At 72.9% G+C, this 13,976-nt stretch carries 9 protein-coding genes; all 9 read left to right on the top strand.

From position 1 onward, the window contains the following. Positions 1-128 precede the first annotated feature (128 nt). Positions 129-944 carry an ABC transporter ATP-binding protein gene (locus tag ACF1CT_RS19825; RefSeq protein ID WP_391785175.1) on the top strand — a complete coding sequence of 272 codons (816 nt, stop codon included), beginning with the start codon at positions 129-131 and terminating at the stop codon, positions 942-944. Continuing rightward, on the top strand, positions 934-1,797 hold the full coding sequence (locus tag ACF1CT_RS19820; protein ID WP_391785174.1) for an ABC transporter permease: 864 nt from the start codon (positions 934-936) through the stop codon (positions 1,795-1,797). The genes ACF1CT_RS19825 and ACF1CT_RS19820 overlap by 11 nt, the downstream gene beginning before the upstream one ends. An 85-nt stretch (positions 1,798-1,882) precedes the next feature. Further along, positions 1,883-2,911: an ABC transporter substrate-binding protein gene (locus tag ACF1CT_RS19815; protein ID WP_391785173.1), complete on the top strand. Its 1,029-nt coding sequence runs from the start codon at positions 1,883-1,885 to the stop codon at positions 2,909-2,911. A 382-nt stretch (positions 2,912-3,293) separates the two neighbouring features. Next, positions 3,294-4,328: a pyridoxal-phosphate dependent enzyme gene (locus tag ACF1CT_RS19810; protein ID WP_391785172.1), complete on the top strand. Its 1,035-nt coding sequence runs from the start codon at positions 3,294-3,296 to the stop codon at positions 4,326-4,328. Positions 4,329-4,330: 2 nt separating this feature from the next. Then, positions 4,331-5,560: an MFS transporter gene (locus ACF1CT_RS19805; protein ID WP_391785171.1), complete on the top strand. Its 1,230-nt coding sequence runs from the start codon at positions 4,331-4,333 to the stop codon at positions 5,558-5,560. A 210-nt stretch (positions 5,561-5,770) separates the two neighbouring features. Beyond that, positions 5,771-6,586, top strand: a complete 816-nt coding sequence (locus ACF1CT_RS19800; RefSeq protein WP_391785170.1) for a class I SAM-dependent methyltransferase — start codon at positions 5,771-5,773, stop codon at positions 6,584-6,586. Further along, positions 6,583-9,879, top strand: a complete 3,297-nt coding sequence (locus ACF1CT_RS19795) for an amino acid adenylation domain-containing protein (RefSeq protein WP_391785169.1) — start codon at positions 6,583-6,585, stop codon at positions 9,877-9,879. Before ACF1CT_RS19800 ends, ACF1CT_RS19795 begins: the two co-directional genes overlap by 4 nt. Next, on the top strand, positions 9,876-11,630 hold the full coding sequence (locus tag ACF1CT_RS19790; protein ID WP_391785168.1) for an amino acid adenylation domain-containing protein: 1,755 nt from the start codon (positions 9,876-9,878) through the stop codon (positions 11,628-11,630). Before ACF1CT_RS19795 ends, ACF1CT_RS19790 begins: the two co-directional genes overlap by 4 nt. Beyond that, positions 11,627-13,900 carry a M20/M25/M40 family metallo-hydrolase gene (locus tag ACF1CT_RS19785; protein ID WP_391785167.1) on the top strand — a complete coding sequence of 758 codons (2,274 nt, stop codon included), beginning with the start codon at positions 11,627-11,629 and terminating at the stop codon, positions 13,898-13,900. The genes ACF1CT_RS19790 and ACF1CT_RS19785 overlap by 4 nt, the downstream gene beginning before the upstream one ends. The last annotated feature ends 76 nt before the right edge of the window (positions 13,901-13,976 follow it).

Raw genomic sequence — 13,976 nt, 5'->3', positions numbered from 1 at the left:
CCAGTCCCCGTGTCACATTCGTTGCCCCGGCGCGAGCAGAACGAGCAGAACCCCGGTATATGGGCAGAAGCGGGAGTTGTGGGCGCAAGGGTGCCCATGGTCCCGGGCCGCCCTTAGCGTCCCGCCCCATGAACAGCAAAACGAGCCCCGCCATCGAGCTGCGGGGGGCGAGCAAAGCGTTCCGGACTCCGTCGGGGGCGCTCCACACCGCCGTACGGGACCTGGACCTCACCATCGGACGCGGCGAGTTCGTCGCCGTGGTGGGACCCACCGGATGCGGCAAGTCGACCACACTGACCCTGGTCAGCGGTCTGGAGGAGCCCACCGAGGGGGAGGTGCTGGTGGGCGGCGAGCCGGTACGCGGCATCGGTGACAAGGTCGGCTTCGTCTTCCAGCAGGACGCGGTCTTCCCCTGGCGGACCGTGCTGTCCAACGTGATGGCGGGCCCCCGGTTCCGCGGGGTGGCGAAGCCCGAGGCGAAGGAACGGGCCAGGCAGTGGCTCGCCCGGGTCGGCCTGTCCTCCTTCGAGGACCGCTACCCCCACCAGCTCTCCGGCGGTCAGCGCAAGCGCGTCGCCCTCGCCGCCACGTTCGTGAACGACCCCGAGATCCTGCTGATGGACGAGCCCTTCTCCGCCCTCGACGTGCAGACCAGGGCCCTGATGTCGGACGAGCTGCTGGAGCTGTGGGCCGGCACCGGCGCCTCCGTCGTCTTCGTCACCCACGACCTGGAGGAATCCATCGCGCTGGCCGACAAGGTCGTGGTCATGACCGCGGGTCCCGCCACGGTCAAGGAGGTCTTCGAGATCGGCCTGCCGCGCCCCCGCAAGGTCGAACAGGTACGCCTGGAACCCCGGTTCGTCGAGATCTACCGGGAGATCTGGTCCTCGCTCGGCGAAGAGGTCCGCATCACCCGCGAGAGGGGTGCCGTCGATGCCGCCTGAGACCGCCACCGCCACCGCCGCCGTCACCAGGACCGACCGGACCGCGGCGCGCGCGCGGGCCGCCCGCAACCGGACGTACCTGGTGCTCGGGAGCCGGGTCGCGGTGCTCCTCGCCGTCGTCGGGCTGTGGGAATGGCTGGCCCGTACCGCGGTCATCGACCCGTTCAACTTCTCCATGCCGTCGAAGATCTGGGAACAGATCCGGGTATGGGTCGTCGACGGCACGGCCCAGGGACCGCTGTGGGAGCAGATCTGGTACACCCTCTACGAGGCGCTGCTCGGCTGGGTCATCGGTGTGATCGCCGGGGTGCTGCTCGGCATCGCGCTGGGCCGTGTCCGCTTCGCCGCCGACGTCCTCGGCCCGTACATCAAGGTCCTCAACGCGCTGCCGCGCATCGTGCTCGCGCCGATCTTCCTCATCTGGTTCGGGCTCGGCCCGGCCTCGAAGGTAGCCTCCGCGGTCGTCCTGGTGTTCTTCCCGGTCTTCTTCAACGCGTTCCAGGGCGCCAGGGAGGTGGACCGCAACCTCGTCGCCAACTCGCGCATCCTGGGCGCCAGCAACCGCCAGGTCACCCTCCAGGTGGTGGTTCCCTCGGCCACCTCCTGGATCTTCACCAGCCTGCACGTCAGCTTCGGGTTCGCGCTCATCGGCGCCATCGTCGGCGAGTACATCGGTGCCACGAAGGGGCTCGGACTGCTGGTCTCCGCCTCGCAGGGCACGTTCAACGCGGCCGGCGTCTACGCCGCGATGGTGATCCTCGCGGTGGTCGCCCTGCTGGCCGAAGGCCTGCTGACCGTCGTGGAGAAGAAATTGTTCCGCTGGAAGCCGGCCGATGCCGACACCGGCCGCTGACGCCCGCCGCCGTTCGCCCCCGCGTCGCGCCCCCGCGCCGCCGTCCCGCCCCACCACCCCGTCACTTCACAAGGACGTGAACCAGATGCGCACATCCACCCGGGTCCCGGCCGTCGCCGTCGCCGGCCTGCTCGCCCTGACCACCCTGACCGCCTGCGGGGGCGACTCCGCGGACGGCGGGAACGACAAGGTCAAGATCATGGTCGGCGGCCTCGACAAGGTCATCTACCTGCCCGCGATGCTGACCGAACGGCTCGGCTACTTCAAGGACGAGGGAGTGTCCGTCCAACTGCTGACCGAACCCGCGGGAGTCCAGGCCGAGACCGCCCTCGTCTCCGGGGACGTCCAGGGCACGGTGGGCTTCTACGACCACACGCTCGACCTCCAGGTGAAGGGCAAGAACGTGGAGTCGGTCGTCCAGTTCTCCCAGGCCCCCGGAGAGGTGGAGATCGTCTCCGAGCAGGCGGCCGGCGACCTCACCTCGGCCAAGGACTTCAAGGGCAAGAAGCTCGGCGTGACGGGCCTCGGCTCCTCCACGGACTTCCTGACGAAGTACCTCGCGGTCAGCAACGGGGTGAAGACCAGCGAGTTCACGCCCGTGGCGGTCGGAGCGGGCCAGACGTTCGTCTCCGCGCTCCAGCAGGGCTCCATCCAGGGCGGCATGACCACCGACCCGACGGTCGCCACCGTCCTGGACAAGAAGCTCGGCAAGATCCTCATCGACATGCGCACCCCGGAGGGATCCAGGCAGGCACTCGGCGGGCTCTATCCCTCCTCCAGCCTGTACATGCAGACCGAGTGGGTCGACGGCCACAAGGAAACCGTGCAGAAGCTGGCCAACGCCTTCGTCAGGACACTGAAGTGGATGTCCACGCACAGCGCTGACGAGATCGCCGCGAAGATGCCCGCCGACTACGCCCAGGGCGGCGGCAGGGAACTCTACGCCCGGGCGATCGAGAGCACCCTGCCCATGTTCACCAAGGACGGCGTCATGCCCGCCGACGGCCCCGCCACCGTCGAGCGCGTCCTGAAGGCGTTCAACCCCAACCTGAAGAACGCGAAGGTGGACCTCTCCAGGACGTACACCACCGAGTTCGTGAAGAAGGCGGGCTGATCCCGCTCCGCCGGCGCACGGACAGCCGATGAATCCCGGGGCTCCCGGTCGCGAACGCACCGTCCGGACGGACGGCCGTACCGGGACCGGGAGCCCCCGCCGCGCGGTGCCCGGCGACGGCGACCGAACCGGCCATTCCGAGATTCCCGCACCGTCCGGCCCCCGGCGCACCGGTCCGGCGGGACCCGCCGGGGCTACGGGATACGACGGGCGGGAAAGGCGCGGTCCGCCGGGCGTCAAGCACGGTTCCTGCCAACGGCGGGCAGGACCCCGCACGAAGGCGTGTTGACGCCGGGCCGGGCGTGTCTAAGGTCTGAGGGCGCACAGCGAGGCATGCCGGCCGGACCGTGGAGGTCCATGAGTCACCGCACGGGGGGAAAGCGTGCCGCCTGTCCAGTCCGTCCTCGCACGGGCCCTCCGCAGAACCCCCCTGCTCGGCCTGGACGTCGCCCACCGGGGCCGCGTGCGGCGTCTGGGACTGAAACTTGAACAACACGGCCCCACCGGATCGGTGAAGGACCGCAGCGCCGTCGCCCTGCTGCGGGCACTGCACGCCGAACGGCCGCTCACCCCCGGCACGGTGGTGGTGGAATCCACCTCGGGCAACCTCGGTCTCGCCCTGGCCCGGTTGCTTCCCGCCGTCGACTGCTCGTTCCTGGCCGTGGTCGACCTCAAGACCCCGCCGGCCACCAGCCGCATGCTCACCGACTCCGGTGCCCGCACCGTCGTCGTCGACGAACCGGACGGCCGGGGCGGCTACCTGCTGAGCCGGCTGCGCACGGTCCGCGAACTCTGTGAGCGCAACCCCGGCTACCGCTGGCCCAACCAGTACGAGAACCCGGCATCGCCCGACATCCACCGCCGTACCACCGGCCCCGAGATCACCGAGCAGGCCGGCCCCTCTCTCGGCGCGGTGTACGTACCCGTCTCCACCGGCGGGACCCTCGCCGGCATCGCCGCCCACCTGCGCCGACACCGCCCCGACGTCGACGTCGTCGCCGTGGACGTCAGCGGCTCGACGGCCGTCGCGGGCGACACCGGCCGTCGGCTGATACCGGGGATCGGAGCAGGACGGCCCTCGGCCTTCCTGAAGGGGCCGCGCCACTACGACCGCGTCCTGCGGGTCGACGACGTCGAGGCGATCGCCGTGTGCCGGATCCTCGCCGAGGACACCGGGATCGCACTCGGTGGCTCCAGCGGGTGCGCCGTGCGCGCGCTGCTCACCGATCAGGACAACGGCCACGCGGACGGGCGGCTCGCCGTGTGCCTGGCCGCCGACGGCGGCGAGAAGTACCACGACACCCTGTACTCCGACGACTGGGCGGACGAGCAGGGCATCGTGAAGGAGGTCGCCGCCGCCGCGGAGCAACTGCGGTGCGAGGGACTCTTCTTCGACCGGAAGCACCAGGAGCACTGACCATGGGCACGAGCACCGCCACCCTCGACCACCGGGGAACGGACCCCGGCTACCGGCAGTTCCTGCCGCTGGTCCAGGGCGCCACACTGATCGAGTGGACGGGGACGGGGCTGTTCCTCGCCGTCTCGACCATCTACTTCGTCAAGGTCGCCCATCTCAGCACCTCCTCCGTCGGCACCGGCCTGACGATCGGCGGAGCCGCAGCCGTCGCCACCGCCGTGCCCATCGCCCGGCTGGCCGGACGCTTCGGCCCCAAGCCGGTGCTCATCGGCGTGATGCTGCTGCGCGCGCTGGCGACGATCGGCTATCTCTGGGTGGACGGCTGGTGGAGCTTCCTCCTCGTGGTGGCCGTCGTCGCCGTCACCGAACAGTCCTCGCCCCCGCTCGTGCAGTCGTACGTCGGCGCGCGGGCCCCCGAGAGCCTGCGCGCGAAGGTGATGGCCGTGCAGCGCACCGTCGTCAACCTCGGCATCAGCCTGGGCGGACTGATCGCCGGGGCCGCCCTCGGCTCCGGGGCCCCCGGAGCCTTCCGGCCGCTGCTGATCGGCGGCGCGATCGCCTACGTGGTGGTGGCCGCGGTGTACGCCACCTCGCGGGGCGAGGAGACCGCGACCGTCGTCGAGAGCCCCCGGGTCGCCCCGCTCCTCAAGGACCGCGGGCTGCTCGGCTTCACCGCGTACAACGCGCTGGTGTCGCTGTGGATGCCCGTGCTCAACGTCGCCTTCCCACTGTGGCTGGTCACCGAGACCGACGTGCCGGAGCGCTACGTCGGCATCCTCTACGCCGTCAACACCGTGCTGTGCATCGCCCTCCAGTACCCGCTCAACCGCTGCTACAGCACCACCCGCCGGGCCTGGTACTCGTACGCGACCGCCGCGCTGCTGCTCGCCCTCGGCGCGCTCGCCTTCGCCGCCGCGCCCGGTTTCGGCCGCCGCGAGGCGCTGCTCGTGCTCGGGTCGGCCGTGGTCCTGCTGACGTTCGCCGAACTCCTCCAGGTCGGTGCCTCGTGGACGCTCTCCTTCGACCTGGCACCGGAACGGGGCCGCAGCGCCTACCTCGTGCTGTTCAACACCAGCCGCACCGTCGCCAACCGGGTCGCCGGCCCGGTGCTCATGACCGGCGTCGTCCTCGCCCTCGGCACGGCCGGCTGGATCGCGCTCGCCTGCGTACTGCTGCTCGGGGCACTCGTCCCCTTCGCGATACTGCGCGGCCCTCGCGGCACCGACGACTGAACCATCCCGTACGCGTTCCCCACCGGTACCGGCACCGGCGCACCGCACCACGTCGGACCCCGTCGGCACCACGCCCCGCCGGCACCGGCCCTCACGCCAAGGAGCCCCGCCCGCCATGGACCTCCAGCACCATCCGGACAGCCACCTCCGCCCGGCCCGCGCCGAAGCCGCAGCCCCGGGCGCCCGGCCCGCACTCCGAAGGGGATCCGCATGACGATCGACGAGAACGTCCAGGAGATCAACCGCACCATGTGGTCGTACGGCGAGTACCGGCACGTCGCCGACCTGCTGCGGCCCGGGGCCGAGGAACTTGTCGCCCGCCTCGCCCCCGAACCGGGCGCCCGCCACCTCGACGTCGCCACCGGCAACGGGAACGTCGCGCTGCTGACCGCTCTGCGCGGCTGCGAGGTCACCGGACTCGACCTCACCGACGAGTTCTTCCCCGACGCCCGCGCACGGTTCGCCGGGGCCGGGGTCGAGGTGGACCTGCACCGCGGCGACGCACAGGAACTCCCCTTCGCCGACGCCTCGTTCGACCTGGTCACCTCCACCTACGGCATCCAGTTCGCCCCCGACCACACCGCGTCGTCCGGCGAGGCGGCCCGGGTGCTGCGGCCCGGCGGCAGGATCGGCATGTGCAACTGGACGGCACGCAGCTGGACCGCCCACTTCCAGGAGATCCTCTCCGCCTACTTCCCCTCGCCCAACGGACATCAGGGCCAGCCCATGCTGTGGGGCTCCCCGGACCATCTCGCCGAACTCCTCGGGGACGACTTCACGATCACCTCCGAACGACGCGAACTCTTCTACCCGTTCCCCACCGCCGAGCACCTCGTCGCCTTCTTCGAGAACTGCTTCGGCCCCTGCATCGCCGCCAGGAACACCATCTCGCCGCCCTCGCGCTGGAAGGAACTGCGCGCGGAGACTGCCGAGATGACGGAGAGGTTCCACACCACCGACGAGCGGGGAACGGGCGTGCCGGTCGAGTACCTGCTGGTCGTCGCCGAGAAGAAGGGCGCCCGGTGACCCGCGTCCCCGACCACTATCCGGCGCTCCCACTCGCCGCGGGAGCGCGGGACGCGGCCGTCGCCGCCGCGCTGACCCGCCACGAGCCGTACGACCTGGGCGTGGCGGTCCACGCGCATGTCGACCGCCACGCCGCCGCGTGCCCCGACCGCGTGGCGATCGAGCACGGGAACACCACCCTCACCTATGCCGCGCTGGCCGACCTGGCGCACCGCACCGCCGCGCACCTGGCCGCCGCCGGGATCTCGGAGGGCCGGATCGTCGCGGTCGGCGGCCGGCGCGGCGCCGACGTCGTCACCGCCCTCCTCGCCCTCGAACTGCTCGGCGCCGTCTACCTGCCGCTCGACGCGGGCTGGCCCGCCGCCCGCGTCGAGGCACTGCTCGGCGACAGCGGCGCCGCCCTCGTGCTGACCACCGGAGAACCGGAGGACGGCGCCGAACTGGTCAAGGGGGCACGCGCGGCAGGCGTCCCCACCACGGCACCGCGCCCGGCGGACACCCCGTACGTCCGGGCCGCGCCGCCCGCCCCCGACGAGGTGCGCTACGTCCTCTACACCTCCGGCTCGACCGGTCGCCCCAAGGCCGCCGTCGTGGAGCACCGGGGCATGCTCAACCACCTTTGGGCCAAGGCCGACGACCTCGCACTGACCGCGGACGACAGGCTGGCCCAGACCGCACCACTGGGCTTCGACGTCTCCGTCTGGCAGATGCTCGCCCCGCTCCTGGTCGGCGGCCGGGTCCAGATCTTCGACGACGAACAGGTCCAGGACGGCGCCCTGCTCCTCGCGGAACTCCGGGCGCGCGGCACCACGATCCTGGAAACGGTGCCCACTCTCGTCCGCTTCCTGCTCGACGCCCACGACCGCACCGCGACCGTGCCCGGCGCGCTGCGCTGGATGATCGCCACCGGCGAGGAACTGCCGCCCGCCCTGGCCGCACGCTGGCACGCCGCCCTGCCCGGCATCGGGCTGCTCAACGCCTACGGCCCCACCGAGTGCTCGGACGACGTCACCCACGCCGTGCTCGGCGCCCCCGACGCCGGGACGCGCCACCTGCCGATCGGGACACCCGTCGGGAACGCCGAACTGTACGTGCTGCGCGCCGAGGCGGGGCGGTGGCACGCCTGCGCGCACGGCGAGACGGGGGAGCTGTTCGTCGGCGGCCTCGTCGTCGGCCGCGGCTACCTCGGCGACCCGGAGCGCACCGCCCGCGCCTTCTTCACCGACCCGTTCCGCGACCGGGGCGGCCGCCTCTACCGCACCGGCGACGCGGTGCGCGTCCGCCCCGACGGCCAACTGGAGTACCTGGGACGGACCGACCGGCAGGTGAAGCTGGGCGGCGTCCGCATGGAACTCGCGGAGATCGAGGCGGTGCTCGGCGCTCACCCCGAGGTCGGCGGCTGTGCCGTCACCGTCCACACCCCGGACGACGACGGTGCCCTGGTCGCCCGCGAGAGCGCCCACACCCCGACGACCGACCGGACCCCCCGACTCGTCGCCTACCTCACCACCACCGGCGACGACGTGGCGGAGCGAGCACTCCGCGCCCACCTGGCCGAGCGGCTCCCCGCGCCGATGGTGCCGCACACCTTCGTCGTCCTGCCCGGCATCCCGCTCACCCGCAACGGCAAGACCGACTACCGGGCCCTCCCACCGCCGCCACGCCGCGGCCGCCCCGACGACCGTCCCCGCACACCGCCGCGCGGCGAGGCGGAGGCCACGATCGCGGCCCTCGTCGCCGACCTCCTCGGCACCGGGCGGATCGGCCGCGACGACTCCTTCCTGGCCCTGGGCGGCGATTCGCTCCAGGCCATGCGGCTGGTCGCGGCGTTACGCGCGAAGGGATCGGCCGCGGGCCTGCGCGACGTGCTGCGCGACGGCAGCCCCGCCGCGCTCGCCGCACTCGGAGACCACCGGCCACCGACGCCCCGCACCCGCACCGCCCGGGCGCCGGACACCCCGCGGACCCGGCCGCTCACCCCGCAACAGGCAGGGGTGTACTTCCACTGGCGACTCGACCCGCTCAGCCCCTCCTACAGCTACCAGGGCTCGCTGGAACTGGACGGTCCGCTGGACGTGCCCCGGCTCGCCCGTGCCTGGCGGCTGCTGCTCGCGGAGAACCCTCAGCTCCTCGCCCGCTTCGCCGAGCCCGACGAGCCGGGCGGCCAGGAGGTCGTGCACCACTACCCGCACTGGCGGGTACCGCTGTCCGGCCCGGTCCGGGACGTCACCGAGCGGGAGTTCCGCGCCATCGCCGCCGAGGAGGCCGCCCGGCCCTTCGACCTGCTCGCCGAACCCGCCCTGCGCGCCGCTCTGCTCCGTCTCCCCGGCGGACGGCACCGGCTGCTCCTCACCATGCACGAACTGCTGCTCGACGGCTGGGGCGCCACCGTGCTCCTCCAGCGGCTCGCCGAACTGTACGAGCGGCGCCCCGCCCGACCCGACCCGGAACGCGCCCACCGGTACGACCGCTACCTGGACCACCTCGCGGACCGGTTGGCCACCGAGGAGGTCGCCGGGGCGGGGGAGTACTGGCAGCGCCGCCTCGCGGGCGAACTCCCGGTGCTCCAGATCGCGCAGAAGCAGCGCCCGGCCACACCCACCTACCGCGGCGACATCGTCGAGGCGGTCCTCGACGAGGACCTGTCGCGGCGGCTGCGGGACACCGCGCTGGCCGCCTCCGCCACCGACTTCGTGCCGCTGCTCGCCGCGTACGCACTGGCCCTGAGCTACTACGGCGACGCCGACGAGGTGATCGTCGGAGCCCCGATGGCCGGGCGCGAGCGGCCCGAGGCGGCCGAGGTCCCCGCCTTCGTCCTCGCCATGCTGCCGCTGCGGCTGCCCATCGACCCTGCCGCTACCCTCGCCTCCCTCACCGCGCAGGTGCGCGAGACGGTCCACGACGCGTACGCCGCCGCCGAGTACCCCTTCGGCTGGACCCTGCGACGGCTGCCCGCCGCCGCCCGCAGCGCCTCGGCTGCACCGGTCTTCCAGACCATGCTCAACATGCTGCCGTACCCGGCACGTGCCACCACCGCGGCCGGTGTCTCCTTCCGCTTCGTCGAACTGGACACCGGCTTCACCAAGTACGACTGCGCGCTGTACGTCCAGCCGCACGGTCCCGGGCGGCTGCTGTTGCAGTACGCCTACCAGCGGGAACTGCTCGACGCCCCGGCAGCCCGCAACGTGCTGGAATCCACGTTGACCGCGCTGCGGGCCCTTACCGACCCGCGCCGCGCGGGGCACACCACCGTCCGCTCCCTCGATCTGCTGCCCGGAGGCGATCACCGATGACCGCGCCGACCCTGCTGGAACGCCTAGCCGAACAGGTGGCCGCCCGCCCCGGGGCGGTGGCCCTGCGCCACCGGGGCGTCGATCTCACCTATCGCGAACTCGACGACTGGAGCAGCCGATTGGCCGCCCGGCTCGCCGCCAGGGGCACCGGTCCGGGCACCGTCGTGGCACTCGCCGCGCAGCGCGGCCCGGCCGCGGTCGCCGGGGTCCTCGCCGTACTCAGGACCGGCGCCGCCTACCTCGGACTGGACCCGGCGATCCCCGCGCGGCGCCAGCGCCGCATGGTGGAGGAGACCGGCCCGCACTGCGTGCTGGCCGAACCCGGACTCGACCGGTTCCCGACCCTGGACGCCCCCCGCGTCACGCTCGCACCGCTCGCCGACGGCCCACTGCACCGGGCCCCCGCGCACGAACCCGACGAGGACGCGCCGTTCCACATCGTGTACACCTCGGGCACCACCGGGAACCCCAAGGGCGTGCGGATCAGCGGGCGTTCGGTCCGCGGCCGACTGGAGTGGATGTGGCACGACCACCCCTTCGGCGAGAACGCGGTGCTGGCCGTCCAGAAATCCCTGGCCCTCGTCGCCTCGCCCTGGGAACTGCTGGGCGGGCTGCTCATGGGGGTTCCGTCCGTCGTACTCGACACCGACGAGCTCCTGGACCCCGCCCTGTTCGCCGAGACCGTCCGGCGGGAGCGGATCACACACCTCTTCCTCACACCGCAGTTGATCGCGGGACTGCTGGAGGAGAGCGCGCGGCGGCCGGACGGGCACCGGCCCGTCCTGGTCACCAGCGGCGCCGATGTCCTGCCGGTCGACACCGTCCTGCGCTTCCGCGAGGTCTGGCCCGACGCCACCCTGCTGAACCTCTACGGCATGACGGAGACCGCCTCCAACGTCGCCGCCTACGACACCACCGCCCTGCCCGCCGACGCCGAGCGCGTCCCCGTCGGCAGCCCCGTGGCGGGCGCCTCGCTCTCGGTCCGCGACCGGCTCGGCCGGCGGTTGCCGCCCGGCACCACGGGCGAGGTGTGGGTCTCCGGCCCGCCGCTTGCCCTCGGCTACCTCGGCGGCGACGGCGAGGACCGCTTCACCACGGACCCGGACGGCCACCGGCACTACCGGACCGGCGACCGGGGCCGCCTGCTGCCGGACGGCGCCCTGGAGATCACCGGTCGTAGCGACAACCAGATCAAGGTCCGCGGCTACCGGGTGGAACTGGAGGAGATCGAGTCCACCCTGCGCAAGGCGCCGGGCGTCACCGACGCCGGGGCGTACGCCGAGACCGGGGACGGCGAGGCGCGCGTCGTCGCCTGCTACACCGCCGACGACGAGACCGGGCCCGCCGCGCTCCGCGGCCACCTGCGCGACCGGCTGCCCGACTACATGCTGCCCGCCCGCCTCCAGCGGGTGCCGCGGCTTCCCCTGGGCACCAACGGCAAGCTCGACCGCACCGCCCTGCGCACCCTGACGGACGGCACCGGGCAGGAACGCACCACCGGATTCACCCCGTCCGACGCCACCGAGGCCGCCGTCGCCGCGCTCTGGGAGGAACTGCTCGGCGCGCCCCCGGCCGCGCCCGACCAGAACTTCTTCGACGCGGGCGGGCACTCGCTGCTCGCCGTACGCCTCGCCAACCGCCTGGCGGCGACGGCGGGCCGACGCGTCCCCCTGCGCCGCATCCTCGGCGCACCCACCGTCACCGCGATCGCCGCTCTGTGCCGCGAGACCCGTCAGGAGGACCGGATATGACCACCCCTTGGCTGAGCCTGCCGGAGCGGGAACCGCGGGAAGGCGGCGCGGCGGGCACGCTCGTTGTCTGCTTCGCCCCCACCGGCGCCCACGGATCGACCTACGCGGGCTGGCGCGGACTGCTGCCCGGGAACACCGCGCTCGCACTCGTCACCCCGCCCGGCCGCGGCACCCGCGTCGACGAGGAACCCGTCACCGCCATGACCGTCTACGCGGACACCGTCGCCGCCGAGATCCGCGCGGTGCGCGAGGGACGGCGGGTGGTGCTGATCGGGGTCAGCCTCGGTGCGCTGCTCGCGTACGAGACGTGCTGCCGGCTGCTCGACGCACAGGTGCCGGTCGCCAGGCTGTGCGTGGTGGCCGGACAGTGCCCCGGCGACTTCCGCGGCGACGGCGGCGAGATCACCGTCGAGGACGCGCGCGCCTTCGTCGCGGGGACCGGACTCACCGACCCGGAACTGCTGGCCGACCCCGAGTTCGAGGAGGTGCTGCTGCCCCCGGTCATCGCCGATCTGCGGCTCGCCGCCCGCTACGACGGGAGCCGGTCGGCCGTTCCGCACGTCGACCTGCGCGCGGTGTGGGCCACCGACGACACGCACGTCCACGAGGTGACGGTGCGCCGCTGGGCCGACTGGACCGGCGCCACGTTCACGACGAGGTCCGTCGAGGGCGGTCACTACGTCCACCAGGAGGACCCGGCGGCCGTCATCTCCGCCTGCCTGGACGGCCTTCCCGGCACCCGGCCGTCCCGTCGTTCCGTGCTGGGCGCCGGTGCGACCGCCGTCGCGGGCACCCTGCTCGGGCTCGGCGCGGCCGCGGCCGGCGCCCCACGGGCCTCGGCCGCCGTGCCCGGGGCGGACGGCGGGCCCTACGACGGGGACCCCACCGACCCGGTGGAACTCGCCGTCGCCATGATCCGCCAGGACACCAGCAACCCCGGCGACGGCGCCGTCACCGAGCCGTACGCACGGATGCTCCAGGGCATCTTCCGCGCCGCCGGGGTGGCCACCGAGATCGTGCCCACCCCCAAGGACGGCAACGTCCACTTCTTCGCCCGCGTCCCCGGCGGTGGGGCGCACCGGAAGAAACCACTGGTCCTGCTCGGCCACTCCGACGTCGTTCCCGCCATCGGCGACACCTGGACGAAGCGGCCCTTCGCGGGGGACATCGCGGACGGCAAGCTGTACGGCCGCGGCTCGCTCGACATGAAGGGTGTCAACGCGGCCTTCGTCGCCGCCCTGCTGCGACACGTCCGCGAGGGCGCCGTCTTCGACCGCGACATCGTCCTCTGGTCCGACTGCGACGAGGAACAGGGGCCCTACGGTGTGGGCTGGTTCCTCAAGGAACACCCCGGCCGGGTCGAGGCCGGCGCGGTCATCACCGAGGGCGGCTGGGTGCTCGACCAGCACGACGGCACCGCGCCCATGATCGCCTCGCTGACCTGCAACGACAAACGCTCCCTGCTGCTGCGGCTGGAGACGTCCGCGTACGCCACCCACACCTCCAAACCGTTCACCGGACAGGCCGTGATCCGGCTGGGCGAGGTGCTGGACCACCTGGGGGACTGGCGGGCCCACATCCGGCCCAACGCGCTCTCCCGGCTCTACTTCGCCGAACTCGCCGAGGCCACCACCGACCGGTCGCTCTCCGAGGCGATCCGCCGGATGCTCGACGCCCGCACCGAACAACGGCGGGACCGGGCGGGCGAGGAGACGGTCCGGCTCAGCCGGACCCCGGAACTGCACAACGCGATGCTCCGGACCACACTCGCCTTCACCTCGGCACGGTCCGGTTACTACCCGAGCATCGTGCCGGGCACCGCGACCGCCGAGTTCCGGGCCGCCTTCCTGCCCGGCGCCGACGACCCCGGCCGCATCGTCGCCGAACTGCGCGCGTACATCGGCAACCGGGCGACACTGACCGTGGTCGGGAACCCGGGCGAGAGCGAGCAGCAGGCACTGGACCGGCTGCGGGGCTACCTGGCCACGCCCGACTCCGACCACGACACGGACGTCTTCCGCGCCTGGCGGGCGGCCGTGCGCCGGACCCACCCCGGAGTGCGTGCCACCGCCTGCCAGTTCGAGGCGGTCACCAGCGCCGTTCCGTTCCGTGAACAGAACATTCCCGTGTACGGCATGTACCCGTTCACCGTCGACCGCGACATGCTCACACGCATGCACGGCACCGACGAGCACATCGGCGTCGAGGCCCTGCGGCAGGGCACCGAGACGGTGTACGAGATGCTCGCCGGGCTGCGCACGCGGGCCTGAACCGGGCTCGCGCGGCGGGTGGGCCCGGCCACGTCCGGCCCGGGCGCATCCGCCGCGCGGGGAACGCGTCACCCCA

It is taken from the genome of Streptomyces sp. NPDC014734 (genome assembly GCF_043083325.1).
Lineage (GTDB): Bacteria > Actinomycetota > Actinomycetes > Streptomycetales > Streptomycetaceae > Streptomyces.
The sequence above is the reverse complement of the archived record's forward strand: the minus strand, read 5'-3'. Positions and strand labels throughout refer to the sequence as shown.